The following is a 25,301-nucleotide window of genomic DNA, read 5'->3' on the forward strand; positions in this document are numbered from 1 at the left end:
AACTCTCAGCGAAAAATATTAACTTCACCTTTTTAAATTCACAGTTGTCATGCAACAACAAAAAATAAAAATTTCACAAGCCGTCATTTGGATAAGTTCCCTGTTTTTGGGAATATTATCATCCGTTCCGCAACTTGCTTCTCATGCTTTCAACTGGGATGAAGCGATCGTAAATTCGGCGATAACAGCAGCATTTTCGGTCATTATGTGGTACCTCAACATCTATATGCTGAACCGCAATTCAGGGAAAAGAAGACAGAATATTTCTTACTCAAGACTGATGGTAGTTTTGGCTTTCGGAATGGTTGTCATGTTCGGTTTGGCGTGGATTCAACAGCTTATTTTGTCACACATCAATTTCGGTCCGACGATGCTGATGGTGGAAGTCAGAGGGATTTTAATCAATTTGGTTTGCTATATGTTTTTAACGTTGCTTCAAAATAATTACGCAGGACAACAGGTTCAACTGGAATTAGAAAAAGTAAAAAGCGATAATTTGGGCGCTCAATATGAACTGTTGAAACAGCAGGTGAATCCCCATTTTCTTTTTAATAGTTTAAATACTTTAAAATCAATGGTTGAAACTCATGATTCCGAATCCGTTGATTTTATTATGAAACTGTCTGATTTTTATCGATTTACATTAGAAAGCAGGAAATTAGATTTAATTACGGTTAAAGAAGAAATGAAAATTATAGATTCGTATCTTTTTCTCCAAAAAGCGCGTTTTGGCGAAGGAATTACTTTTTCAAACCAACTCGAAGAAAGTGTTTTAAAAACATTAATTCCGCCTTTTACCTTACAGTTATTGGTTGAAAATTGTATTAAACATAATATTGTTTCAAGAAATAAACCGCTTCATATCGACATTTACAGTTCGGAAGATAAAATTATTATTGAAAACCCGATTCAGCGGAAAATGATTCCTGAAGATTCTTTGGGAGTGGGTTTAAATAACGTAAATATGCGCTATAAACATCTTTTAGAACAAGAAATCAGCATTTTAGACGACGAGAAAATATTTCAAATAAAACTACCCTTAATCCATGAATATAATCATCATTGAAGACGAATTTCGAGCAGCCAAATCTCTGCAGAATTTGATTTTAGAATTAAAACCCGAAGCCAAAATCATCGACGTTTACGACAGCATAGAAACGAGTGTCGAAGCTTTATCAAAGGGCATTACACCTGATCTTATCTTCATGGACATTCACCTTTCGGATGGACTTTCGTTTGAGATTTTCAAGCAGGTAGAAATCACTTGTCCGGTGGTTTTTTGTACCGCTTTCGATCAATATATGTTGGATGCTTTTAAAAGTAAAGGCGTCGATTATGTGCTGAAACCTTTTTCTCGTGACGACATTGCCGAAGCTTTGAGAAAAGTGGATGAGTTGAAAAAATTCTTTCAGAAAAATGAATTACCCGATCTGGAAGCTCTTTTACAAAAAATCAGTCAGCCACAATCTGCGAGCAAGAGCAGTTTTCTGGTCTTTAAAAATCAAAAATATACGACGATTCTTACGGAAAATATTGCCTATTTCTATATTCACAACGAGATTACGCATCTTGTAACATTTGATAAAGAGCAGTTTCAATTGACTCAATCTTTGGGACAGGTTGCCGAACAGGTTTCTGAGAAACAGTTTTTCAGGATTAACCGTCAATATGTAGTCAATTTTAAAGCAATTAAAGAAATGGAACATTATTTTCAGCGTAAAATTTTGGTTAAATTAACGATAGAAACCGCCGAAAAACTCCTTATCAACAAAGAGAAAACACACAGTTTTTTCACATGGCTGGAAGATCGTTAACATCAAAATTCTATCTCCCAATTTCTATTCAAAAAAATTCAAGTTTATAAAATACAGGTTCACCTTTCATTTTGTCCGGTTGAACCTTTTTTGTATTCTTTTGCGTTTAGAATGTATCTACTTTTGAATCAAATTAAAAGAAATGATACTAAAAAACTTAATAGGAACAGCCGCTTTTGTAGCATTAATGTTCATTGTCTCCGCTTTTGTTTATAAAAATAAAGCCGAAGAAACTCATCAGAATTTATCTTCCAAAAACAATGGTTTTGCCGTTTTGGAACTGTTCACTTCTGAAGGTTGTTCGAGTTGTCCTCCCGCAGATCAGTTGATGGGTGAAATTGAAAAACAATACAAAGATCAACCGGTCTATATTCTCGCCTATCACGTCGATTATTGGAATAGTTTAGGCTGGAAAGACAAATTCAGCAGTGTAGAAAATTCTAAACGCCAACAGCAATACAGCCAGACTTTGCATTCACAGGTTTACACTCCGCAACTGGTTGTGAATGGCAAAAACGAGTTTGTAGGTTCTGACCGAGATGCAGTGGAAAGTGCGATTCAGACTGCTTTATTTAATGCTGATAATGCTAAAGTTGATTTATCTGCAAAAGTCTCAGAGAAAGAAATTAACGTAAACTTCAAAACTGCAGAAACTTATTCACAAAACAAACTTTTGGTAACGCTTGTTGAAAAAAAGTCTTCCACAAACGTACAAAAAGGTGAAAATGAAGGCCGTCATTTGATTCATTGGCAGATTGTTCATCAGCAAAATCAAATTTCTTTAAAAAATTCTACAGAAGGAACAACCAGTTTCAAGCTTCCCGAAAATTTCAATACCCATGACTGGGAAATTATCGGAATGATTCAAAATGTGAAATCCGGGGAAATTCTGGGTTCTTCTAAAGCCGGTTTTTAAACACAAATTACTTTAATCTTTTCACAAATAGACACAATTAAAAAATTCGTGGAAATTGGTAAAAAACATTTGTGCCATTCATGTTCAAATTCTTCAATAAATATTCAAAATAAAAATAATAACAACTTAAAACAATAAAAAAATGAAAACAAAAACAACAAGAATCATCTATTGGTCAGGAGCAATTTTTATGTCACTTTGGTTTGGAGCAAGCGGTTTCTTTGAACTGACAAAAAATCCTGTCGTTTGGGATATCACCTTGCAATTAGGCTATCCATCGCATTTCATCTATATTTTAGGAGTCTTTAAATTAGCCGGAGTTTTGGTTTTATTACTTCCCAACAAATTATTGAGACTGAAAGAATGGGTTTTCGCGGGAATGTTTTTCGACATCACCTTTGCTTTCTTCTCAAAAATCGCGGTGCTTGGTTTTCCGTCAACGATTGATGCTATTGTAGCATTTACGGTACTTTCAGTTACTTATTTTATGTTTAGAAAATTGTATACACCTGAACCGATTTTTGGAGAAGCTTAATTAAAATTTAAAGTAAAAACAAAACACATTCGTCTTTAACAAAACAACAATCAACTTTTCAGGCTTATGTTAAAATAAATCCTCCCAGTAATGAGAGGATTTATTGTTGAAAATTATGAGTAGAAAATATAAATTAAATTTTTAAATCAGTTTAAATATGAGCCTTTCTTAATTTAATCATGCTTAAAATTAAAAGTCCTAAAACTCCCAGTATAAAATACCCTTCTGCCACCTGCAATTGAATTTCCGGCTTTATCATACTTACAATTCCGTAGCTTATTGCTGAAGTGATAATGAAGGCAATTCCGCCTGTTAAACCACCTGCAATCCCTGCAGAATTCGGGAATCTTCCGATACAGTATGCAAAATAATTATTAAAGATAAATCCTGCCGTAACATGAATTAAAAATGCAAAAATCACCAGACTGTAAATATTACTTGCAAAATAAGAAGTCGCAAACATCAAAATAATTAAACCGATCTGAACAAAATTGGCATATCGAATTTTACGTAGAAACGCTTTATTAATCAATGCTTTTCCTAAGAAACCACCTGTCATCCAAGCAAAACCAAGAATTAACGAAACGGAACCTGCAACCACTTCAGAATACCCCATTTTATGTTCGATAATGAAAGATCCGCAAAGGTTGAAGAACATGACGATTGAATAACTTAAACCGCACATCAGCATTCCATAGAAAAAATCTTTCGTTTTAAACATTGAATTATACTCTTTAATCAGGAAATCGATATGAAAAGGATTTCTCTTTTTCAATGTTTCGCCTGAAAATAGGAATTCCAATATTAAAAGCAGAAAACTGTATCCCGCTAAAACATAAAAATTAGATTGCCACCCAAAATGTTTTTGCAGATAACCACCGATAAAAGGCGCAATAATAGGACCTACAGACCAAACGATCGTCATAATACTTAAATAATGCTTCCGTTTTTCTCCTTCATAAACATCCACAAAAAACGCCCGCTTGGAAACCACCGCAAAACCCGATAAAATCCCTTGCACGACCCGCATTGCGTAAATCACCATGATGTCTTTCGTCGTCGCTGTAATGATAAACGAAACCACGAACAAAGCCAGTGACAGCATCGAAACCCTATATCTTCCGAATGAATCGACAATGCTTCCTGCGAAAAACTGCGTTAAGCCATAACTGATTAAAAATATTGATAAAGTAAGCTGTATGCTCGCTTCCGACTTATGAAGTTCCGCCGCCATACTTGGCATGGAAGGCAGATAAATATCCGTTGCCAAACCCGACATCGGGATTACGGCAAAAGCCAGAATCGTTGCTATAAATTGATTTTTTTCTTTAAGAGTTTTCATTCCTGTCATTAAATCTTTTCAAAAAAATTTAGGTTTCTGCTTAATAATTCAGAAACCTAAATCGTAAAATGTCTTTTAGTTATTTACTAATTTCATAGAACCTTCGCTGTATCTTTCCCCGATATTCGGATATTTTTTCATGATGGAGTCGATGGTTTCTAAATCTGATGTTGAAAGTTCGATATGGGTTGCGGCAATATTTTCTTCCAGATATTTAATTCTTTTTGTTCCCGGAATCGGAATGATATCTTCCCCTTGATTTAAAACCCAAGCCAACGCCAATTGAGTTCCTTTTATCCCTTTTGAAGCGGCAAAATCATTAATTTCCTTCGCTAAATTTCTATTGTTTTCAAGGTTTTCCTGCTGATAACGAGGCAGCGATTTTCTGAAATCATCGTCTCCGAAATTCTGAACTTCATTGATATTAGAGAAAAGCCCTCTCGCCAACGGAGAATACGGAACCAAAGTAATCCCCAATTCTCTGATCGTGGATAGAATTTCTTTCTCAACATCTCTTGTAAGAAGAGAATATTCTGACTGCAACGCGGTAATCGGATGAATTTTATTTGCTTTTCTGATCGACTCCGGAGAAGCTTCAGACAAACCAAGATATTTTACTTTTCCTGCTTTCACCAAATCTGCCATCGTTCCTACAGTCTCCTCAACAGGTACATTCGGATCAATTCTGTGAGCATAATACAAATCGATCTCGTCAATTTTTAATCGTTGAAGGCTTTGATCTACTGCTTGTTTGATCCATTCTGGAGAACCGTCGAAATACGTTCCCGGAGCACCGCTGTGACTTGCTTTTCCGTCTTTAAACCTGAACCCGAATTTTGTTGCAATAAAAATTTTATCACGATTCGGAACTAATACTTTTGAGATCAGTTTTTCGTTTTCGCCATTCGCGTACATATCGGCAGTATCCCAAAAATTTACGCCAAGATCGAGCGCTTTATGCAACGTGTTGATGCTTTCCTGTTCGTCTGCAGGTCCGTACGCAAAGCTCATTCCCATACATCCCAAACCAATAGCAGATAACTGCTCTCCGGTGTTTCCTAATTTTCTAAATTTCATGATGATTGTGATTTAAATTTATTGGTACAAAATTAGAACAAGACCAAAATAATTACAATATAGAATTCAAACTAAGAATTATAAAAATCAAACAAAATGAGTTCTGATTGCATTTGGCGTTATTCCGGTTTGTTTTTTGAAGTAATTGGTGAAATAAGCAGGTTCTTCAAAGCCTAATCCATAAGCGATTTCAGAGACATTCCAATCCGTATGTTTCAATAAGGCATTGGCTTCCTGAATGATTCTGGACGCGATCTGCTGACTTGTCGTTTTCCCTGTAATTTCCTTCACAGAACGGTTTAAAGAATTGACATGAATGGAAAGATTTTCCGCGTAATCGGTCGGAGTTTTTAACTTTAAATAGGCTTCCGGACTGTCAATAGGAAATTGTCTTTCAAGCAATTCCATAAACAAAGATGCAACACGCTGAGAAGCATTTTGATAATGTTCAAAATTTTCTGCAGGATGAATTTTCATGGTTTCATGCACCAAAAGGTGAAGATAAGCTCGAAGCATATCATATTTATGAAGATAATCGGACTGAATTTCCGTCATCATTTTAATAAAAATATCCGAAACTGTTTTCTGCTGTTCCTCATTAATAAAGAAAACCGGAGTTCCGCCCACTTTAAAAAGCTGTGAATCCTGAAGCGTTCCGAGACGGTTTCCATTTTGTAAAAACTGGTCTGTGAAAAGGCAGAACCACCCTTTCTGATTCTCATCTTCTGCCTCCCAAGAGTAAGGAATTACAGGATTTGAGAATAATAAGGCAGGTTTGTCAACATAAATCCATTTATCTGCATAATGAAGTTTCCCCTTTCCCAAGATCAATGAAATTTTATAATAATCACGTCTGCTGTAAGGCGTAATTGACGAACAATTTTCACGCTCAAAGACATTAAAATGACCGACTCCCGGAGTTTTAATACATTGCAACCCTTTATTTGATGCATTACGCTCGTAAAAACCTTTTATTGATTCTCCTTTAGATTCCATGGTTCAAAATTATAAAAATCAAACAGAATTTGAATCATAAAATAATTACAATTGATAAAATGATTTGAGAGTTGTACTAATTTTATGCTTTCGTTTTCCGTTCCGTTTCTAAATAGCCCAGATTGCAGCATTTGTTTGAGCTCATTTTGAGGATTTGGGTTGGCGGAAAGCTGGAATAGCTTCTGAGAAAATTATAAATGGTGAATTATAAATGGTTGTAGATTTCTCCTTCGTCGAAATGACAAACTTTATGAATTTTTGAGATTGCTTCTTCGTCGTTACTTCTCGCAATGACAAAGAAAAAACCACTCTTACGAATGGTTTTGCTTATTTTGAAACTGAGTTTTACTGATAGATTACGACATCATCTTTTTTAATCTGATAGCGCGTTTTCTTGTAAGGAGTTAAAACATAGCTTTCTTTAATATGGCTTCCACTTTTCCAGAGTTTGCCTTTGCCCTGTCTTGTAAGGATAATGCTTTTTGCGGCTCCATCCGGAATGAAAATTTCGGCTTTTTTCATGTCTTTGCTGAAAATAACTGCTGTCATTGTGGTATATCCTTTTTCTGAGCTTACTTCGTTTAATTTGATCTTTTGTTCGAAAACTCGTACACAGTCATTTTTGATTTGCGAATACGTGTATCCTGCAGAACCTTTGCAGCCATGAACATCTTTGTCGCCTCCGACAACGGGAGCTTTTTGTGCAAAAGCCAGAGAACCGAGGAACATCGCGCCGAATAAAATTGTTTTTTTCATATTTTAATTTTTAATGTTTTCAATTGGGTAAAAATATGCCAAAATAGGTATTAGTAATTTAATTCTAAGATACAAAAAAAGCCACTCATTTTGAGCGGCTTATATAATTTATTTTGTCCAGTTGATTTTTGAATGTTTTACATCTTCGGAGTTTGTACCGATCATGATATCAAATTCTCCGGATTCCCAGTCGTATTTCAAATCTCCGTTGTAGAATTTCAGATTTTCAGGAGTAATGTCGAAGGTAATCTTTTTAGATTCTCCTTTTTTCAACATCACTTTTTGGAAGCCTTTCAATTCTTTTACCGGTCTTGTGATGCTTCCTACCATATCTCTGATATATAACTGCACGACCTCAGCTCCATCGTAATTTCCAGAATTCGTAACTGTTACGGAAGCCTGAATTGGTTGATTTCCTTTTGGATTTGCATTAGAAACCGTTACATCAGAATAATTGAATTTAGAATAACTTAGACCAAATCCAAACGGATACAATGGCGTATTACATTCATCCATATAGTTAGAACGGAATCTCTGGTATTCACATTTATCAACCAATTTCTGATCTAAAGGACGACCTGTATTTTTAGCATTATAATAAATCGGAACTTGTCCTAAACTTCTTGGGAACGTCATCGGCAATTTCCCTGAAGGATTTACTTTTCCGAAAAGAACATCCGCGATGGCATTTCCTGCTTCTGAACCTGCGAACCAAGCATTCAAAATTGCATCAGGAGTATCTTTTACGTTCGTTAAAGCTAATGGACGACCTGTGAAAAGTACCATTGCGATTGGTTTCCCTGTCTTTTTTAATTCGTTTAATAAATCTACCTGCGACTGTGGAATTGTAATCTCCGTTCTTGAAGAAGATTCACCGCTCATTTCTGCAGATTCCCCGATTGCTAAAACGATAACATCCGCTTTATTGGCAACGTCAACTGCTTCTTTTAATAACGCTTCTTTTGAACGACTGTCTCTGTCGGTTTTCTTACCGTGAGCTGCGTAAATATCTTCTAATTTAGCATCATAATCGATATTTGCGCCTTTAGCAGAAAGGAACTTCACCTCTTTACCATAATTCTCCTGAAGACCCTGCATTAAATTAACCGCTTTTGCATGTTGAGCAGCAACACTCCAAGTTTCCGGGCATGTTCAATGAATTGTTTACCAATGGACCGATCACCGCAACAGTTCCTGCTTTTTTCAAAGGAAGAACCTGGTTTTCATTTTTCATTAAAACCATTGACTGAGCGGCAGCATTTCTTGCAATATTTCTGTTTTCCATGCTGAAAACTTCTTTTGCCGCTAGTTTTGCATCTCCATATTTGTAAGGATCTGTAAATAATCCTAAGTCATATTTTGCTTCAAGAATTCTTTTTGCAGCCGTATCAATCTCAGCCTGAGTTACTTTTCCTTCTGATAAAGATTTTTTAAGTGTCGTTAAAAATCCTTCACCTACCATATCCATATCGATTCCTGCCTTTAAAGCCAACGCCGAAACCTGTTGAAGATCTCCCATTCCGTGGTCGACCATTTCGTTGATTCCTGTGTAATCTGTTACTACGAAACCTTTGAAATTCCATTTATTTCTTAACACTTCAGTCTGAAGCCATCTGTTTCCGGTTGCAGGAACTCCGTCCACTTCATTGAAAGATGCCATCACAGAAGCTACACCCGCATCAACAGCTGCTTTGTAAGGTGGAAAATATTCGTTGAACATTCTGATATGGCTCATGTCAACCGTATTGTAATCTCTCCCCGCTTCACCTGCTCCGTACAATGCGAAATGCTTTACACAAGCCAAAATCGTGTTACCAACAGCAAGATCTTTTCCCTGATAACCGTAAACCATGTTTTTAGCAATTTCACTTCCTAAATAAGGATCTTCACCGGAACCTTCAGAAACCCTTCCCCATCTTGGTTCGCGGGAAATATCCACCATTGGCGAATACGTCCAGTTGATTCCGTCGGAAGAAGCTTCTTTTGCTGCAACTCTCGCCGACTGCTGAACCAAATTCATGTCCCAAGAAGCCGCCAATCCTAATGGAATCGGGAAAGTAGTTTCGTAACCGTGAATCACATCCATTCCGAAAATCAAAGGGATTTTCAGGCGGCTGTTTTCAACGGCAACTTTTTGAACGGCTCTGATTTTATCAGCTCCTTTTATATTGAATAGTCCACCGACTAAACCTTGTTCCACTTTTTTTCCGATATCGGAACTTTTTGCCAAACCTGTAGTAAAATCGCCTGAACTCGGTAAATTCAGCTGTCCAATTTTTTCATCTAAAGTCATTTTCGACAAAAGATTATCTACAAAAGCTTTCTTTTTAGCCTGATATTGAGCCGTCTGATAAGACTGAACAGGCTTCGTTACCATTTCCTGCGCCGAAAACATTGGAGCAAGTGCTAAAGTTGCTATTACAATTAACTTTTTCATAAATCTATCTTCTTTTAATTATAGTTCTATTTTTTTGTTTTAATTTTTAATAATTAGTTATTTTAAACGCAAGGTTCGCTAAGGTCTTTTTTACAATTGTTGCGGATATTTTTCGTCCGCAAGGGCGTTTCACTCAGCAATTGATAGCAACCTTTAAAAATACTAATATTATTAAATTTGAATGAATTATTTCTCTTTCCTTTTTGACATCATCCATTCGTATAATGCGGGATTTGAGTAGGTTGAATCCCAAGAATTATGGTTGTCATTTGGGAAAATGGTCAATTCTGCGGATGGATTTACCGGATGTAAAGCCTGATAAAAGTTAAGTGCATTTTCGGGTAAAACGACATCATCCATTCCGCCGTGAAAAATTTTCATGTTTAAATTTTTGTATTGATCGATGTTTGCATACATCACTCGATCTGTCGGAGCACAAACTGAAACTACGGCAGCAAACATTTCAGGATGCTCCATTGCCAGTTTTAGCGTTCCCCAACCTCCCATTGACAATCCAGTCAGGTAGATTCTGGAAGCATCAATCTTATATTTTTTCTGAATTTCTTTAATTAAATTATAAACAGTCACGGTATCCCACCACATATTTTCAGGGCATTGAGGCGCTAAAATCGCAACAGGTTCTTTAATTAAGTTTTTGTACGTGAACGGACTGTGCGCTTTTACGATCTCCAGATTGGTTCCTCTTTCGCCAGACCCGTGAAGAAATACAATTAAAGGTACATTTCCTTTTACTTTTTGAGGGTAATCGAGAATGTAGGATATTTTTTCCTGTCTTTTGATTTCTTTTTTAAATTCTGCTTTAATTTCCTGAGCGTTTAGACTTAGAGAAAATGGGAGAAGTAAAAGAGGAAGATGTTTTAGTTTTAATTTCATGTTGAGAATTTTTAAGTTTTGGCTAAAGCCACTTTAATTAATTCCTTTTTTTAAACGGGTTTCCTTCGACAAGCTCAGGATGACATACCCGTTCCTATTGATGTAAAATGTTATTCTGAAATTCAATTATAGTATTAACTAGCCCCGATTGAAACGGCATCCTTTTTTGTTGCGGCCGGAGCAAAGCGGAGGCCGTAATAAAAAAGATATAGTGAAAAGCGGGAAATAGCTCCTAAAAATTATTATTTAATATGATATTTTTCAGATTTGAAGCTTAATTTCTTTAATCCTTGCTGAATTTCGGGAGCATTCATGAATAATTTCCATAAAAATCCTGTTCTGTAGTTTTCAATCATCGGCGCAATTGTTCCCTGATCGATCGCTAAATATCTTGGGGTCGTCCAATTGTTATAATTGATCGAAGTGGCGTCGTACGGTCCTGCAGAACCGATGAATTCAGGTTTTTGAGTATATATAAATCTCAGAAAATCTATTGATTCTTTTGGTGAATACGGAAAACTGCTCAGAGCCGCTGTCGGAGTGATTACACCATGATCGTTTTGTGGAAAATGGGCGTCATAACCAACACTTCCATCATTATTTCTTGAGTAACTTGCCGTTAATCCCCAATAATTTGATCCGTATCCTTTCCATTGTTTTGGATTTTCGACGCAATATTTATAGTCAATTAAAACTTGATTTTTATTTAAATCAAAGTAATTTTTAATTAATTTATCTGATAAATTGGTTGGATCTAAACCGATGTAAGAATATTGTGTCCAAAATAAAGGACCTCCATATTCTTCGGCTCCATTGTGCTTTACATACATTGGAAGTCCGTATTTTTCTTTGTCTGAAAGGTAAGTTCCATTTCTTGTCCAGCCTTTGTAATAGGTTTCGGCATCGATTGGGTGAGTTGGTGATGAAGCTGCTAAAATGTACGTAATTAAACATTCGTTATAACCTTGTAATGGAAAATTCATTTCCCATTGATATTCCGGCGACCAATGCCAATAAAGGACTTTTTCGCCTCCTTTTGTGTACCAATTCCATTGAATTCCTTTCCACAGTTCATCACATTTTTGGGCAAGCGCTTTTTCTTCGGCATTTCCGTTTTTGAAGTATTCACGAACCATTAAAATCCCTGAAGTCAAGAATGCTGTTTCTACCAAATCTCCACCATTATCTTTTTTTCCGAAAGGAACAGTTTTTCCTGTTTCTCCATTGATCCAGTGCGACCAAGCGCCTTTATGACGGTCTGCTTTTGCAAGGAAATCCATCATATTGGTCAATCTTTTTACCGCTTCTTTTCTTGGAACAAAACCTCTTTCTACTCCGACCAAAATAGTTGCTAATCCAAATCCTGATCCACCTGTTGTCACAACGTGTTTATCATTATCCGGATAGATATTGTCTTCGTGATAGCGCTCTCTTCCCAACATAGAATGCGGTTCGGCATAATCCCAGAAATATTTTAAAGCATCTTTCTGCACTCTGTCCATTAATTGCTGGTCGGTAATATTACTTTTCACTGCTTCAACTTTTGAGACTTCTTGTTGAGCTGTACGGGAATTTTTGCAGGAAACTGCCAGTAATGATATTGTAGTAATTGATAGTATTATCCTTTTCATCATTTTCAATTTTTTTAAACGAAATACTAAAAGAAGAGGAGAAACTTTCATTCTCCTCTAAGCTTTTATGATTAAATTTTAGTAACCAGGATTTTGGACGAAAAGCCCATTACTCTCGTTCATTGCGTCTAACGGAATCGGGAAAAGTTCATTTTTCCCAGCTACAAATCCTTTAGATGCTAGAAATGTAGAAGCTTGTCCTGTTCTTACTAAGTCTGGGAATCTATCATTTTCCAGCGCTAATTCTACTCTTCTTTCCTGCCAAATAGCAGCTTGAAGAGCATCCTTAGTAGAAGCTGTAGTATTTCCAAGATTTGCTCTGTTTCTTACTTTATTAATATTTGTAATGGCAGTAGCAGTATTTCCTAATTCATTAGCAGCTTCTGCATTGATTAAAAGAATATCAGCAAATCTTAAAATTCTAATATTTTGAATAGAACCATATCCACAAGCATTATTATTTAAAGCTGATGGTACATAAACTTTTTGATTCCAAGAATTTCCCGCTTGAGGATCTCCTTTGTGAATCAAATCTCCTTCAGGAGTTGTTTCTCCTTCTCTCAAAATAGTTAATTCTTTTCTGATATCTCCTGGTTCAAATGCATTTTCCAAGGCTTGTGTAGGTGTAAAGAAACCCCATCCATATTGATTTCTAACCCCTTGAACTTCTGCATACTGACTACCTCCAAATGCAGCAGAACACTCACAATTAACCTCAAAAACAGATTCTGTACCGAATTCTCCAGCCGGTCTGAATAAATGATTGAAATCCGGATCTAAACTATATCCCATCCCAATAACCTGCGTTGAAGTATCATATGCTTTTTGATAATCTTTCATATAAAGATATACCTTAGAAAGCAATCCTAAAGCAGCACCTTTTGTTACTCTTCCACGGTCTGCGGCAGAATATGTCTGAGGTAAAACCGCTGCAGCTGCAGTAAGATCAGAAGCTATAAAATTATAAACTTCTGCTGCAGAGTTTCTTGCTTTTCTGTAATTTCCATCTGCCGGCAACCCGTCATAAATAGGAACTCCACCGTAAATTCTTACCAAGTTGAAATAGAAATACGCTCTCAGCATTCTGGCTTCAGCAATCAATCTATTTTTAAGAGTAGCGTCCATTTCTATTTTTGGAACATTTGTAATCACTTGGTTGGCTCTGTTAACAGCTTGCCACTGCCCGATCCAGTATCCTCTTATTCCTTCGTCACTCAATGTATAGGTAAAATTATCGTACACATTAATAAACGAAGCATCACCAGGATTAGATCCTTTTTCTACATCATCACCCGGTACTCCAAATACATATTGTGCAGGGAAACCAGAATTTTCCCAGCTTCTTAAAAAGCTATAAACGGCATTCGTAGCCTGCATTGCATCCTCCTGTGTCGTGAAGAAATTTGACACATCTGTTTGCCCTTCATCTTTAATATCCACAAAGTCATCGCTACAACTTACGATTAATGAAAATATGGAAAGTGTTAAAAATATTTTTTTCATGATCTTTTAATTAAAATGTTAAATTCATACCTACTGTATAAATTGCAGAAATAGGATAAATATTATTATCAATTCCCATCTGTACTCTATCCGTGTTTGTAATCTCCGGAGAGAAACCATTATACTTGAAGCTTGTCCAAGGATTCTGTGCACTTACATACAATCTCAATTTTGTAATAGAAAGAGCTTTTGCAAATGCTTTTGGTAAATTATATCCAACCTGAATGTTTCTGATTCTGATATAGCTACCATCTTCTACATAGAAACTATTTGGTAAAATGATAGATTGATTAGATGTAATCATAGAATTGGTATTTGACGTACCCGCTCCCTGCCATCTGTTTTCATACATATCTAGATCCCATGTTTCACTTCCAAAACGTTGTTCACGGTTGTAGTTGTATATTTTGTTTCCAAATACACCTTGGAAATCAACAGCAATATCAATCGCGTAGATATTAAAGTTAACTCCAAAACCATAAGTTCCTTTAGGAATCGGACTTCCTAAGAATGTTTTGTCTCTTGAGTCAATAATTCCATTACCATCTTGGTCTTGAAATTTGAACCATCCTGCTTTTGCTCCACTTTGTCCCGATGTAGCAGCTTCTGCATCTGTTTGGAAAACACCTGTAACATTATAACCATAATAAGAACCTACCGCCTGACCAGCTTGTAGTCTTACAATAGAATTCCCAAATAAACTCGCTCCAGCTGCTAAATATGATCCACCGTAAACTGATGTAATCTCATTTTTAAGAGAGGCAAAATTACCGTATACTCCAATGGTCATATTCTCATTAATCTTGGTATTGTAATTAACAGACAACTCAAAACCTTTATTATTAAAAGAATAGGCATTGGTTACAAAGTTGTTCCAGTTAGCTGCACCAGATACAGTTCCTTGGTTTACACCATATACTACATTCTTAGAATCTTTATCATAGTACGCTGCATCAATTTTAAGTTTATTATTAAATAATGCCATTTCCAGACCTACATCTTTTCCTGTTGTAGTTTCCCAGCCAATTGCCGGATCAATAAATTGGTCAACAGTTGTAGCAGGATATCCCGTAGTTCCAAAATAAGCACCACCTCCTATAATTGATGTATTTGCATTAAATTTTCTTCCTACATTAGGATTTCCCAGTTCTCCGTAACTTGCTCTTAATTTTAATAAATTGAAGATATTCTGCTCACTCATAAAATCTTCTTTAGAGATTACCCAACCTGCGCTAACTGCCGGAAAGGTTCTTGATCTATCGACGTTAATTTGTGAACTGGCATCTCTACGAATAGATGCATTTAACAGATATTTTCCTTTATAATCATAGTTAATTCTTCCAAAGAAAGATTCAATTCTTTGCTGATCCTGGAAAACACCGGAAACCACAGCATCGTCTCTATCTATACCACTTACATGAACAAGGTCTGTTCCGTTTGCAATATTCAGAGAAGCATTCGTTCCGTCATATTTAACATTTTTAGCAGACCAATAGTCTTGTGACAGAGAAGTTCTCGTTCTCGAAAAACCGGCAACGATATCAAAATTATGATTTCCGAAGCTTTTTTTCCAGTTGATTGTATTATCCCAAACGTAATTTCTATTTCTGAAATTTCTTGTCACTAATGTAGGTGCTACCTGACTGGAAACAGGAACATAAGTAAGTGTTGGTGTATATTCGTATTGACTAGGGCTGTAATTATCACTAGAATAACTAATTCTGAATGTGAAATCTTTTAAAAACTTCAATTCTCCCCAAACATTATTAAGCAATCTCTCCTGTCTTACCTGAGAACGGTATAAATCTAACTTTGCTCTAGGATTTGGGATAGAATATCCGTTAAAAAACTGATAATCTCCTGTATTAGGATTCATTACAGAAAATATTGGAGGTGCCGAATATGCATCCAACAAAGGATTCTGTGCTACATCAGTACGAATTTTGGAAAAACTGAAGTTATCTCCGATCGTAATATTATCCGTTATTTTATAGCTAAGATTTAGTTTACTGTTAAATCTATTAAAATCACTTCCGGAATTAATTCCTCTGCCTGCAGCAAGAATACCTTCATCCTGAAGATATCCTACACTCCCATAATAATTAAGTTTTCCCAGACTTCCTGTTGCAGAAAAATCATTAGAATTTATCATGCTTGTACGGAAGATCTCATCAAACCATTTTGTATCAGCCGGAAATTGATTTCTATTAAGAGAACCTGCTCCGTTTCCGTTATCATTATAAAGCTTTTCGTTATAAAGCTCAATATATTGATCAGAATTAACCATTTCAGGAACATTAGTTACCTTTTTAAATCCTATATAAGAATTGAAATTGTAAACCGGCTTACCTTTTCCTGTTTTAGTTTTGATAATAATAGCACCATTCGCAGCCTGAGCTCCGAAAATAGCCAAACTCGATGGATCTTTCAACACACTCATCGATTCAATATCCTGCGAACTAAGATAAGAGATATCAGTAGTAATCATACCGTCCACAATAAATACGGTATTTCCTGTAAGAGAACCTACTCCTCTGATGTCTACTCTTGGAGAACCTCCCGGAGTACCAGAATTCGTAATATTTACCCCTGCAAGCTTCCCTTGAATAGAGCTAATCGGGTTCGCATTAGGTTTATCTGCTAAATCCTTTGCGGAAACGATACCGATACTTCCTGTAACGTTCTCTTTTTTCTGAGACCCATATCCAATCATCACAACCTCTTCGATTTTTTGCTCTTTTGGAACAGTATCTCTTGGGGTTGTCTGTGCATTGACAGTCATACCGAAGTATAAAACCGCAATGAGACATGAATACTTTAAATCACGTTGTTTCATATAGTTAAATTTTATTCGTACAATCAGAATTTTAACAAAAGACATTCGTCTTTTTCACCCTTTTCATCAAAAAATCCTTTTTTCTCAAAAAAAGACATTAGTCAAAATTATAAAAATATATCCAACAATGTTAATTTTACTTAAATATTTTGTCATTCTGTCAATACATTAAATTTACATAAAAACCACATATATTCAATTATATTTATTAAATGATTTAACATAATTAAAATAATTAAATATTTTATAATTTCATATTAATTCTATGTAATAAAAAAAATATTAAAAATTTATTCTGAAGGCTCTTTCAGAAAGCTTTTAGAGTATATTATGATGTAAAAAAATATAAAAGTATTTTATCAATTAATATCCTTCGTAAAAGTTTGTTAAAATAATTATTGTGTTTAAATTTGGTTCGTTATTTGAAATTACATAAAGCTTAATCAATCTCAATGAAAAAATACATTATCGCTGCTGCTTTACTTATAGGAACAGGAGCTGTTATCAATACAACAATGCAGTCTTGCACTACGTTGGCAACATCGGATCTGGGTTTATCAATTATTAAAAAATTTCTTTTAAACGGAATTGATAAAGGAGTGAATGTTTACAGCAATAAAGAGGCTTTCCTACAAAACAATATGGTTGATAAAGCATTGCCAAAACAGCTGAGAGACATCAACTCGATGTTAGAAAAAGTATCTCCGTCTTTGGTGGCAAAAGAAAGACAATATATTGCTGATGCTGCAGTGTACACCGTAAATATCTCAAAACCGATTTTGGTAAGTGCTGTAAACAGCTTGAATGCACAAGACGTTACAAGAATTATTCAGGGAGAAAAAGGAACAGCGACCCTTATTCTGAAAGAGAAAACAGCGCAACAACTCGTTGCTGCCATTGCTCCGAAAGTAGATGAACAGCTCAACCAATATGGGATTGTGAAAAGCATCAATACCGCTTTATCGGGAAGCAATTTATTAAGCAGCCTTCTTGGCGGAAACAAAAATACTGTGAACGCAGGAGGTCTAAGCCAGTTGGCTTCAGAGCAATTGGTGGACGGAATGTTTAATATCATCGAAGATTACGAAATCCAGAACTCCAAGTCGCTTCTTGGACCTCTTGGAAAATAGAAAAATTTTCGCTATATTTATATATAATTTAAAATTGGTGATGGATATATTACAAGGAAATCAACATGCAAATCCTGAGGAATTTTACAATTCTTTAAAGGAAAAACTGGAAGGTCATCACGACTTTCCCGAAGACTATTTATTTAAATTCATAATTCCTACGGATCAGGCAAAACTTACGGAAATTTACAAAGTTTTCGACGGTATAAAATTCACATTAGGAAACCGCGAAAGTAAAAACGGAAAATATACTGCCTGCAATATCAACGCATTTGTTTTGGATGCAGATCAGGTGGTACATATTTATAAAGAAGTAGCAAAAATAGAAGGCGTTATTCTATTGTAACAAACAAAAAGTCAGCTTTATCGCTGACTTTTTTTAGTTTAAATCTTTATCGTTTATTATTTTTCAATAAAATATTTTACGTTCTCAATCGGTCTTCCCAACATGGCTACAGAACCTTTAATGATAATCGGTCTTTGTATCAGCGAAGGGTTTTCAGACAATACTTTTATCCATTCTTCTTCGGATAAATCTTTGTTCGCAAAATTTTCTATATATAACTTTTCTGTCTTTCTGATGAGATGAAAAACACTTTGGTTCAGTTTCTTCAGCACTGTTTTGATTTCAAGAATACTTAGCGGATCTTCCACAATATTAATGATCTCAAACGGCACTCCATTTTCGTCCAGATACTCCAAAACCGCATTCGATTTTGAGCAGCTTCCATTATGTAAAACCTTAACTAACATATTTAATTATATTTAAAAATTAAACTTGTACTAGACAAATTTAGAAAGAAATCAACGGATCCGAATCTTAATTTATAATAAAAATTTGTTAAAACAAACCGTTTAATTCTGTTTCAATTCTTTCTAAAATAATTCCGAAATCTTCCGGTTTTTCTACAAAATCCAAATCGTCAACTTCTATAATCAACAATTTTCCTTCTGTATAATTAGAAATCCACTTTTCGTATTTCTGATTCAGTTTCGACAGATATTCGATGCTGATCGAAGCTTCATATTCTCTTCCTCTTTTGTAAATCTTTTTAACCAGATTCGGAACATCAGATTTAAGATAAATCAACAAATCCGGCGCAGAAACGAAAGATTTCATCAAACTGAATACCGCCTCATAATTTTTAAAATCACGATCCGAAAGAAGGTTCATATCATTAAGATTCTCAGCAAAAATATGCGCATCTTCATAAATCGTACGATCCTGAATAATGTTTTTTCCACTTTCTCTGATCTCTTTTACCTGACGAAATCTGCTTCCCAAAAAATAAATCTGCAAAGCAAAACTCCATTTGCTCATGTCTGCATAAAAATCCTCCAGATAAGGATTGTGATCTACATCTTCAAACTGAGCATCCCAACCGTAATGCTTAGAAAGCATCGTCGTCAAAGTAGTTTTCCCTGCTCCAATATTTCCAGTAACCGCAATATGCATATTTTTCCTTAATGTATTTTATTGATGTTGATAAATAACTAAACTCCGGCAGACTCTACTTCCGAACTATCCTCAATCAGCTTCTGCAAAGAACTTTCCGCAGAATTTTTATCTTCTATTTCCTGTGTCTTTTTCTCCAGCTTTCCTTCCGGACTGTCTGGTTCTGCAGGTTTTTCCGCTGATTTTTCTACGTCCTGTTCCGTAGCTTTTTGTTGAGGAGCCGGTTGATCTGGTTCTGTTTGCAGTTTAGTTTCTTTACTGTTTTCGAGGTTGTAAAGATAAAGCTTGTTGGCTTTGATTTCAAAATAAGAAAGGGTGTTTTTATCCACAATTTGGGCATCGGCATCACCGAAAATCTTAACCATTTCTTTTTCCGGAATGTATTTTAAAATAGAATTATTTGTTATGACTAAAATAAATTCGTTTTCTCTTCTGAAGCGTTTTCCGTTTTCTATCAGAGCTTCAAAGATTTTTTCAAACTTAAAAGTATATACTCTGATGTGTTTCTTTGTTAAAATATAGATCTTATTTTCGTAAACCAAAAGATCCGTAAGATCATCAAAACTAGCATCAAAAGGATAAGAATTAATCGTCGTTTCGTTTCTGAAATTATATTGAATAAGACGTTTTGTACTTTCGTCCAACAGCCACAACTGCTGCAAATCTTCAGCATAAGCCATTTTGATAAAACCAAATTTCTGCTTAAAATCCACTTTTTGAATTTCATTCATATTTTGATCAACATATTTCAGTTTCCTGAGCATTTTCCGAGAATAAAGGCACACTTAAAGGATTCTGAACGCCCTGCACTTTATAAGGAACCGTGAACATCAGTTTCCCGATCTGCTTCCCCAAAGAATCGTACTTTGTAAAACTAAAATCTTTGCTTTTGTAGATGTATAAATTCCCGTAATCGTCGGCGAGCATATCTTTAGCTTCCTTCAGCTTCAAAGTGTCTAAAGGAATAGCTTTCTGCGCAGAGAACGAGCAGAAAACCAATATCAATATCAAATGTAATATCCTCAAAATCTTATAGATAATATTCCGGTAGAATACCGGCAATTTACATGTTTTATTTTATTAAGAACGCGGTTTTTAATTATTTAATAGAAACCTCATAGATTTTTGACCAGTTTTTACCTGTCACCAACATATTCTCCCCTTTAAAAGCAATTCCGTTTAAAACGTTATTTTCGTTCTTTTTAATATTTGGATTGGTAATTTTCGTAAAATCAAACTTTCCTACCACTTCTCCTGTTTTAGGATCGATTTTCAAAATAATCGGTTTAAACCAAATGTTGGAATAGATAAATCCGTTGTGATATTCCAGTTCATTTAGTTGATCGTAAGTTTCTTTATTTCCTGCAACAGCAACCGTTCTCACCACTTTTGAAGGATTATTGACATCCAGAAAAAACAGATTTTTCGATCCATCTGTAGCCACAAGATTTTTCCCGTCATACGTCATTCCCCATCCTTCACGAAGCTCTTTCGGTAAAGGAAATTCTGAGATTTTCTTCAATGTATTTTTATCATAAACAAAACCTACCCTGTTTTGATAAGTCAACTGATAAATTTTGTTCCCAACGATCGCACAACCTTCAGAAAATATATCTGCAGCCTGTTTTTCTTCAACAATCGGAGTCGTTCCGCCCAATGTATATTTTATTAACTGAGATGAATTTTTCAAACCATCACTTTCATAAACCGTATTTCCTTCCAAAAGAAAGCCTTCAACAAAATTATTCTGATCATGAGGATATTCTGTTACGATTTCATAAGAAATATTTTTCTCCGGATTCTTTGCAAAAACGTTAATCGTGGCATCCTGATTTAAATCTTCCCCGCTTTTTGTTTTAATATTGAAGGTAATTTCGTTATCCCCTAAAGTGAAAAATTTAGGATCAATGACTAAATTTGAAGTTTCACTATCACCAAAACTGATCGAAATCTTTTCTGCAATTTCCGTCACATCTTTCGGAAGAGTAAGCTTATCTCCGAAATGATATCCGTTCTGCATCATCGAATTGTTGTAATCCGCCAACGTATTAAGAACATCTTTGTTGTCTTTGCATGAAATCAGTAACAAAACGGTCGCAAAACCAACCCATATATTTTTTTTCATTGAATTATTAATCTTTTTCAAAAATAGTAATTTTTATTCCTTTTACCGAAAATAGCGCTCCGGAGAACGCTATTCATAATTTATACTAAATGTATTGAAATTTTTTGCTTATTTGATCGCAACTTCATATATTTTTGACCAGTTTTTCCCTGTCACCAACATATTTTCACCTTTAAAAGAAATTCCGTTCAAGACATCATCGCTTCCTTTTGTATTTTGTTTTGCAATTTCAGTAAAATCAAATGTTCCGACAACCTCTCCGTTGGCAGGATTTATTTTTAAAATAATTGGTTTTTGCCAAACGTTTGCATAGATAAACCCGTTGTGGAATTCAAGCTCGTTTAATTGATCGTAAGCCTGAGAACTTCCTGCAACAGCAATATATTTCACCATTTTTGAAGGATTATTTACATCAAGGAAATACAATAATTTACTTCCGTCTGATGCGATAAGGTTTTTCCCGTCATACGTCAATCCCCATCCTTCTCCCAACACGTTTGGATAAGCAAATTCAGATAATAATTTCAAAGAACTTTTATCGTAAACGTATCCTTTTTTGCTCTGCCAAGTCAGCTGATATACTTTATCTCCTGCAATGGTACTTCCTTCGGAGAAATCTTCCTGACCTTGTTTTGTAGAAGCCAAAGGAGTTGTAGTTCCCAATGTATATTTTAAAATCTGTGAAGAACCGTTTTGCCCGTCGCTTTCATAGATTGTATTGCCTTCGATCTGGAAACCCTGTACGAAATTTTTAGGATCGTGAGGATATTCTGCCACGATTTCGTAAGATAATTTTTGTTCAGGATTTTTCGCAAAAACATTGATTGTCGCGTCCTGAGTCAAAGTTTCACCGCCTTTTGTCTTGATATTAAAAGTAACGGCATTGTCGCCCAACGTAAAGAATTTCGGGTCGATCGTTAAATCTGAAGTTTCTTTATCTCCAAAACTGATGGAAATACTTTCTGCATCATCCGTCACCTCTTTTGGCAGCGCCAGTTTATCACCAAAATGGTACCCTTTCTCCGTCATCGAATTGTTGTAATCTGCCAATGAATCAAGAACTTTCTTATCATTTTTACAAGACACCAATAACAAAACCGCTGCAAAACCTATTATTATATTTTTTCTCATTGAATTTCTAAAATTTCCCCAAAATTAGCAAAATTTATTCCGCTTTACTAATTTCGCCGACATGTTGACCAAATTGTAATATGTAACCGTTGTTATCATAGATCGCAAACTCTCTCATTTCCCATTCGAAAGTCTCTATTTCGTAGCAGATTTTTGCCTTAGTTTTTAATTCTTCCCAAAGCGCATCAACATTTTCAACAGTAAAATAAAATGAACCTGTAAAACCAATTCCACTGAATTTCTCATGTGAGTTTGGTCTTGACAACATGATCTGTACCTCATCTTTTTTAAGAGAAGCCCATTGCCAATCGGCATTTTCGCCCAACAATGTAAAGCCGAGACATTTCGTATAAAACCCAATCGTTTCTTCAAGATTTTCCGTCCATAAAACCGGACGAAGGAACGTAAATTTTGCCATCTTTTATTAAGCTTATTTATTTTCCAAATAAGGCTTCAGACTTTGCCCGATAATTCCGTTCCAGCCGTCTGTGAAAGATTTTTCAGAAAAATTTTCGCCCATATCTTTGAAATGATCAATATTATCGTGGGTCAGTTTCACCAACGTTTGTTCGCCTTCCGGATGGAGTTCCCAGGTTACCACTGTTTTTTCTTTTGAAAACTCAGGATAAAACCAAGTATGCTTCAATTTTTGATTCGGAACAACTTCTAAAATTTCCGCCCGATGATGATATTTTTTCTCTTCTCCGGGTTCGTAAAAATTAAATGTTTTTCCGGGTTCCAATTCAAAATCATAAATATCAAAATACCATGATCTCATTTCGGTTTTGTCGGTTAATGCACTCCAAACCTCATGGATTGGTGCATTTACTTTGTGTTCTACTGTAATTGGATTGCTCATATCTGGTGTTTTTTATAAGTTTAACAGATCTTAAACATTTAGTTATTAAAAATCCTGATTCTAATTTCCATTCAGTTTGTCACTCCGTAGGAATCTAAACTAAGATTTCTAATTACTTTGCTGAGATTCCTACGGGATGACAAACTCAACGAATATTTTTTACTACTTTAAAATTAAAGGTAAAAAAATTTAAACAAACTTATCAGTGCGCAAATCCTGTAATCTTCGCTTCATCAAAATCCAGTTGCATTTCGATTGTTCTCATCACATGATCGTCGAAAATTTTCTCACGTTTCATTCGGTAAAGTTCATTTCTCTGCGCCTGAATAACCTGTCTCATAACATCTTTATTTTCATTCATCGCGGTCACATAATCTCCTGTTGAAGCCATACATTGTGCTTTATCTGCCATCATCATCATTTCGTTTTCCAACTTATGTTTCTGATGCTGAACAAGGCTGTTTCTTTCTGCCAAATCTGAGAAATCATTCTGCAATTTATGCAAAGCGGTTTCTTTTAATTTTCTCATTAAAATCACTTCCTGTTTTTCTTCCGGAAGTTCGCTTCCCGCATCATTTATCTTTAATATTTTTAAAATTGGAGCCAACAATAATCCTTGTCCAACCAACGTAATTAATATGATAACGAAAGTTACGAATAAAATAATATTTCGGTGCGGAAACGCATCTCCATTGGGTAAAAATGCAGGAATCGACAACGCTGCAGCCAGTGAAACAACACCTCTCATTGCTGCAAAACTAATGATAAACGGTTCTCGCCAATCGGGTTTCGGAACTTTTAATCGTAATTCTTTTGAGCAAATTCTGGGGAAATACATTAAGGCATAACTGTACAAAATTCTTGTCCCGATAATCGCTCCGCCAATCACAACACTATAGAAAATTCCTTCGGAAATGGTGTATTCTTTCATGGCTGCAATTACCATCGGCAACTCTAAACCAATTAAAATAAAGATAATGGTATTCATCAAAAATATCAGAACGCTCCAAACATTTCCTGATTGAATTCTTGAGGTATGACTCAGATAACAATGAGAGTTATATGACATCAATAAACCTCCTGAAACCACCGCCAATACTCCGGAAAAGTGAAAATGTTCCGCCGCAACGTACATGATGTAAGGAACAATTAAAGTGATAATCGTATCAATATTTGAATTGGAAGGAATAATCCTTAATAAAGCTCCAAATAAAAGCCCTGAACCAATCCCAACAGCAAGTCCGCCAATTGCCATGGTGAAAAAATCTTTTACCGCTTCACCGAAAATGAATTGCCCGGAAATCACAGCAGCTAAAGCAAATTTAAATACAATTAAACTCGATGCATCGTTGATTAAGCTCTCGCCTTCTAAAATTGTTGTGATCTTTTTTGGAATTTTCAGGTGCTTCAACACAGAAGTTGCCGCCACTGCATCCGGTGGAGAATTCACGCCTCCCAACAGAAATCCCATCGCAACCGTTAATCCCGGAATGATGGATGATGAAAGGTAAGCAACAACAATTGAAGTTAAAAATACCAATCCGAAAGCCATGGAAAAAATCTGTTTTCTCCATTTGTGAAAATCCTGCCATGAGGTAAACCAAGCCGCTTCAAATAAAATCGGCGGAAGGAAAATTAAAAATACCAAATCGGGCTCTATTTCAATATGCGGCATTCCCGGGACAAGGCTTATCAAAAGACCTGCAATAACCAAAAATATGGGATATGCAACCTTCAATTTTTGCCCGATCATCACCAGTATCATTACAGACAAAAGTACTGCAATGGATATTATAACGTAACTGTGAATCATTTATCTTGAGGTTTTTAATGTTAAATTGTATTACTTTTTCAAATAATTTA

General features: G+C 35.4%; 23 protein-coding genes and 1 pseudogene. 6 read left to right on the top strand and 18 right to left on the bottom strand.

Annotated elements, in window-relative coordinates:
* The first annotated feature begins 49 nt into the window (after positions 1 to 49).
* From J3D55_RS15960 to J3D55_RS15975, 4 genes are all read left to right on the top strand, one after another.
* Entirely contained in the window at positions 50 to 1,066 is a 1,017-nt protein-coding gene (locus tag J3D55_RS15960) for a sensor histidine kinase (protein ID WP_259132488.1), read from the top strand.
* Complete coding sequence (locus tag J3D55_RS15965) at positions 1,047 to 1,814, top strand: LytR/AlgR family response regulator transcription factor (RefSeq protein WP_259132489.1); 768 nt, start codon at positions 1,047 to 1,049, stop codon at positions 1,812 to 1,814. The genes J3D55_RS15960 and J3D55_RS15965 overlap by 20 nt, the downstream gene beginning before the upstream one ends.
* Positions 1,815 to 1,956: 142 nt before the next feature.
* Positions 1,957 to 2,730, top strand: a complete 774-nt coding sequence (locus J3D55_RS15970) for a DUF1223 domain-containing protein (RefSeq protein WP_259132490.1) — start codon at positions 1,957 to 1,959, stop codon at positions 2,728 to 2,730.
* A gap of 142 nt (positions 2,731 to 2,872) precedes the next feature.
* Positions 2,873 to 3,265, top strand: coding sequence for a DoxX family protein (locus tag J3D55_RS15975; RefSeq protein WP_259132491.1), 393 nt, complete (start codon positions 2,873 to 2,875; stop codon positions 3,263 to 3,265).
* Between the two features lie 151 nt (positions 3,266 to 3,416).
* Here J3D55_RS15975 and J3D55_RS15980 read toward each other — a convergent pair whose 3' ends face one another.
* The 9 genes and pseudogenes from J3D55_RS15980 to J3D55_RS16020 all read right to left on the bottom strand — a co-directional run bounded on the left by J3D55_RS15980 (position 3,417) and on the right by J3D55_RS16020 (position 16,737).
* Complete coding sequence (locus J3D55_RS15980; protein ID WP_259132492.1) at positions 3,417 to 4,607, bottom strand: MFS transporter; 1,191 nt, start codon at positions 4,605 to 4,607, stop codon at positions 3,417 to 3,419.
* A gap of 75 nt (positions 4,608 to 4,682) precedes the next feature.
* A complete protein-coding gene (locus J3D55_RS15985) occupies positions 4,683 to 5,684 on the bottom strand; it encodes an aldo/keto reductase (protein ID WP_259132493.1) in 1,002 nt (333 codons plus the stop codon).
* A gap of 87 nt (positions 5,685 to 5,771) precedes the next feature.
* Positions 5,772 to 6,680, bottom strand: coding sequence for a helix-turn-helix domain-containing protein (locus tag J3D55_RS15990; RefSeq protein ID WP_259132494.1), 909 nt, complete (start codon positions 6,678 to 6,680; stop codon positions 5,772 to 5,774).
* 345 nt (positions 6,681 to 7,025) lie between these two features.
* Positions 7,026 to 7,436 carry a hypothetical protein gene (locus tag J3D55_RS15995; RefSeq protein ID WP_259132495.1) on the bottom strand — a complete coding sequence of 137 codons (411 nt, stop codon included), beginning with the start codon at positions 7,434 to 7,436 and terminating at the stop codon, positions 7,026 to 7,028.
* 108 nt (positions 7,437 to 7,544) lie between these two features.
* Positions 7,545 to 9,873, bottom strand: a pseudogene (gene bglX, locus J3D55_RS16000) (beta-glucosidase BglX).
* Between the two features lie 186 nt (positions 9,874 to 10,059).
* A complete protein-coding gene (locus J3D55_RS16005) occupies positions 10,060 to 10,767 on the bottom strand; it encodes a carboxylesterase family protein (RefSeq protein WP_259132496.1) in 708 nt (235 codons plus the stop codon).
* A gap of 242 nt (positions 10,768 to 11,009) precedes the next feature.
* Complete coding sequence (locus J3D55_RS16010; protein WP_259135124.1) at positions 11,010 to 12,398, bottom strand: glucoamylase family protein; 1,389 nt, start codon at positions 12,396 to 12,398, stop codon at positions 11,010 to 11,012.
* 78 nt (positions 12,399 to 12,476) lie between these two features.
* Positions 12,477 to 13,901: a RagB/SusD family nutrient uptake outer membrane protein gene (locus tag J3D55_RS16015; RefSeq protein WP_259132497.1), complete on the bottom strand. Its 1,425-nt coding sequence runs from the start codon at positions 13,899 to 13,901 to the stop codon at positions 12,477 to 12,479.
* A gap of 10 nt (positions 13,902 to 13,911) precedes the next feature.
* Positions 13,912 to 16,737 (bottom strand): SusC/RagA family TonB-linked outer membrane protein, encoded by a 2,826-nt coding sequence (locus J3D55_RS16020; protein ID WP_259132498.1) that lies wholly within the window; start codon positions 16,735 to 16,737, stop codon positions 13,912 to 13,914.
* Between the two features lie 452 nt (positions 16,738 to 17,189).
* On the opposite strand from J3D55_RS16020, the gene J3D55_RS16025 reads away from it, so the two are divergent.
* Both J3D55_RS16025 and J3D55_RS16030 read left to right on the top strand, forming a co-directional pair.
* Positions 17,190 to 17,867: a DUF4197 family protein gene (locus J3D55_RS16025; RefSeq protein ID WP_259132499.1), complete on the top strand. Its 678-nt coding sequence runs from the start codon at positions 17,190 to 17,192 to the stop codon at positions 17,865 to 17,867.
* 40 nt (positions 17,868 to 17,907) lie between these two features.
* Positions 17,908 to 18,213, top strand: a complete 306-nt coding sequence (locus J3D55_RS16030; RefSeq protein WP_259132500.1) for a DUF493 family protein — start codon at positions 17,908 to 17,910, stop codon at positions 18,211 to 18,213.
* 56 nt (positions 18,214 to 18,269) lie between these two features.
* On the opposite strand, the gene J3D55_RS16035 is transcribed toward J3D55_RS16030, so the two are convergent.
* From J3D55_RS16035 to J3D55_RS16075, 9 genes are all read right to left on the bottom strand, one after another.
* Positions 18,270 to 18,620, bottom strand: a complete 351-nt coding sequence (locus J3D55_RS16035) for an ArsC/Spx/MgsR family protein (protein ID WP_259132501.1) — start codon at positions 18,618 to 18,620, stop codon at positions 18,270 to 18,272.
* An 88-nt stretch (positions 18,621 to 18,708) separates the two neighbouring features.
* Positions 18,709 to 19,323, bottom strand: a complete 615-nt coding sequence (locus J3D55_RS16040) for a deoxynucleoside kinase (protein WP_259132502.1) — start codon at positions 19,321 to 19,323, stop codon at positions 18,709 to 18,711.
* A gap of 38 nt (positions 19,324 to 19,361) precedes the next feature.
* A complete protein-coding gene (locus tag J3D55_RS16045; protein WP_259132503.1) occupies positions 19,362 to 20,054 on the bottom strand; it encodes a hypothetical protein in 693 nt (230 codons plus the stop codon).
* Positions 20,055 to 20,061: 7 nt separating this feature from the next.
* The gene (locus tag J3D55_RS16050) at positions 20,062 to 20,349 is read right to left on the bottom strand and encodes a hypothetical protein (protein WP_259132504.1); all 288 of its coding nucleotides are present in this window, start codon (positions 20,347 to 20,349) and stop codon (positions 20,062 to 20,064) included.
* 73 nt (positions 20,350 to 20,422) lie between these two features.
* A complete protein-coding gene (locus tag J3D55_RS16055; protein ID WP_259132505.1) occupies positions 20,423 to 21,448 on the bottom strand; it encodes a glutaminyl-peptide cyclotransferase in 1,026 nt (341 codons plus the stop codon).
* Between the two features lie 108 nt (positions 21,449 to 21,556).
* A complete protein-coding gene (locus J3D55_RS16060) occupies positions 21,557 to 22,579 on the bottom strand; it encodes a glutaminyl-peptide cyclotransferase (protein ID WP_259132506.1) in 1,023 nt (340 codons plus the stop codon).
* Between the two features lie 34 nt (positions 22,580 to 22,613).
* Positions 22,614 to 22,997 (bottom strand): VOC family protein, encoded by a 384-nt coding sequence (locus tag J3D55_RS16065; RefSeq protein ID WP_259132507.1) that lies wholly within the window; start codon positions 22,995 to 22,997, stop codon positions 22,614 to 22,616.
* A 12-nt stretch (positions 22,998 to 23,009) separates the two neighbouring features.
* Positions 23,010 to 23,438, bottom strand: coding sequence for an SRPBCC family protein (locus tag J3D55_RS16070; protein ID WP_259132508.1), 429 nt, complete (start codon positions 23,436 to 23,438; stop codon positions 23,010 to 23,012).
* 202 nt (positions 23,439 to 23,640) lie between these two features.
* Complete coding sequence (locus J3D55_RS16075; RefSeq protein ID WP_259132509.1) at positions 23,641 to 25,251, bottom strand: Na+/H+ antiporter; 1,611 nt, start codon at positions 25,249 to 25,251, stop codon at positions 23,641 to 23,643.
* Between the last annotated feature and the right edge of the window lie 50 nt (positions 25,252 to 25,301).

The sequence above is a fragment of the Chryseobacterium ginsenosidimutans genome (genome assembly GCF_024807225.1).
In the GTDB taxonomy this organism is placed as follows: Bacteria; Bacteroidota; Bacteroidia; order Flavobacteriales; family Weeksellaceae; genus Chryseobacterium; species Chryseobacterium ginsenosidimutans.

Bases quoted from the DNA above. Each gene is read 5' to 3' on its own strand.
- J3D55_RS15960 (WP_259132488.1), top strand. From the start codon at position 50: ATGCAACAACAAAAAATAAAAATTTCACAAGCCGTCATTTGGATAAGT.
- J3D55_RS15965 (WP_259132489.1), top strand. From the start codon at position 1,047: ATGAATATAATCATCATTGAAGACGAATTTCGAGCAGCCAAATCTCTG.
- J3D55_RS15970 (WP_259132490.1), top strand. From the start codon at position 1,957: ATGATACTAAAAAACTTAATAGGAACAGCCGCTTTTGTAGCATTAATG.
- J3D55_RS15975 (WP_259132491.1), top strand. From the start codon at position 2,873: ATGAAAACAAAAACAACAAGAATCATCTATTGGTCAGGAGCAATTTTT.
- J3D55_RS15980 (WP_259132492.1), bottom strand. From the start codon at position 4,607: ATGAAAACTCTTAAAGAAAAAAATCAATTTATAGCAACGATTCTGGCT.
- J3D55_RS15985 (WP_259132493.1), bottom strand. From the start codon at position 5,684: ATGAAATTTAGAAAATTAGGAAACACCGGAGAGCAGTTATCTGCTATT.
- J3D55_RS15990 (WP_259132494.1), bottom strand. From the start codon at position 6,680: ATGGAATCTAAAGGAGAATCAATAAAAGGTTTTTACGAGCGTAATGCA.
- J3D55_RS15995 (WP_259132495.1), bottom strand. From the start codon at position 7,436: ATGAAAAAAACAATTTTATTCGGCGCGATGTTCCTCGGTTCTCTGGCT.
- J3D55_RS16005 (WP_259132496.1), bottom strand. From the start codon at position 10,767: ATGAAATTAAAACTAAAACATCTTCCTCTTTTACTTCTCCCATTTTCT.
- J3D55_RS16010 (WP_259135124.1), bottom strand. From the start codon at position 12,398: ATGAAAAGGATAATACTATCAATTACTACAATATCATTACTGGCAGTT.
- J3D55_RS16015 (WP_259132497.1), bottom strand. From the start codon at position 13,901: ATGAAAAAAATATTTTTAACACTTTCCATATTTTCATTAATCGTAAGT.
- J3D55_RS16020 (WP_259132498.1), bottom strand. From the start codon at position 16,737: ATGAAACAACGTGATTTAAAGTATTCATGTCTCATTGCGGTTTTATAC.
- J3D55_RS16025 (WP_259132499.1), top strand. From the start codon at position 17,190: ATGAAAAAATACATTATCGCTGCTGCTTTACTTATAGGAACAGGAGCT.
- J3D55_RS16030 (WP_259132500.1), top strand. From the start codon at position 17,908: ATGGATATATTACAAGGAAATCAACATGCAAATCCTGAGGAATTTTAC.
- J3D55_RS16035 (WP_259132501.1), bottom strand. From the start codon at position 18,620: ATGTTAGTTAAGGTTTTACATAATGGAAGCTGCTCAAAATCGAATGCG.
- J3D55_RS16040 (WP_259132502.1), bottom strand. From the start codon at position 19,323: ATGCATATTGCGGTTACTGGAAATATTGGAGCAGGGAAAACTACTTTG.
- J3D55_RS16045 (WP_259132503.1), bottom strand. From the start codon at position 20,054: ATGAATGAAATTCAAAAAGTGGATTTTAAGCAGAAATTTGGTTTTATC.
- J3D55_RS16055 (WP_259132505.1), bottom strand. From the start codon at position 21,448: ATGAAAAAAAATATATGGGTTGGTTTTGCGACCGTTTTGTTACTGATT.
- J3D55_RS16060 (WP_259132506.1), bottom strand. From the start codon at position 22,579: ATGAGAAAAAATATAATAATAGGTTTTGCAGCGGTTTTGTTATTGGTG.
- J3D55_RS16065 (WP_259132507.1), bottom strand. From the start codon at position 22,997: ATGGCAAAATTTACGTTCCTTCGTCCGGTTTTATGGACGGAAAATCTT.
- J3D55_RS16070 (WP_259132508.1), bottom strand. From the start codon at position 23,438: ATGAGCAATCCAATTACAGTAGAACACAAAGTAAATGCACCAATCCAT.
- J3D55_RS16075 (WP_259132509.1), bottom strand. From the start codon at position 25,251: ATGATTCACAGTTACGTTATAATATCCATTGCAGTACTTTTGTCTGTA.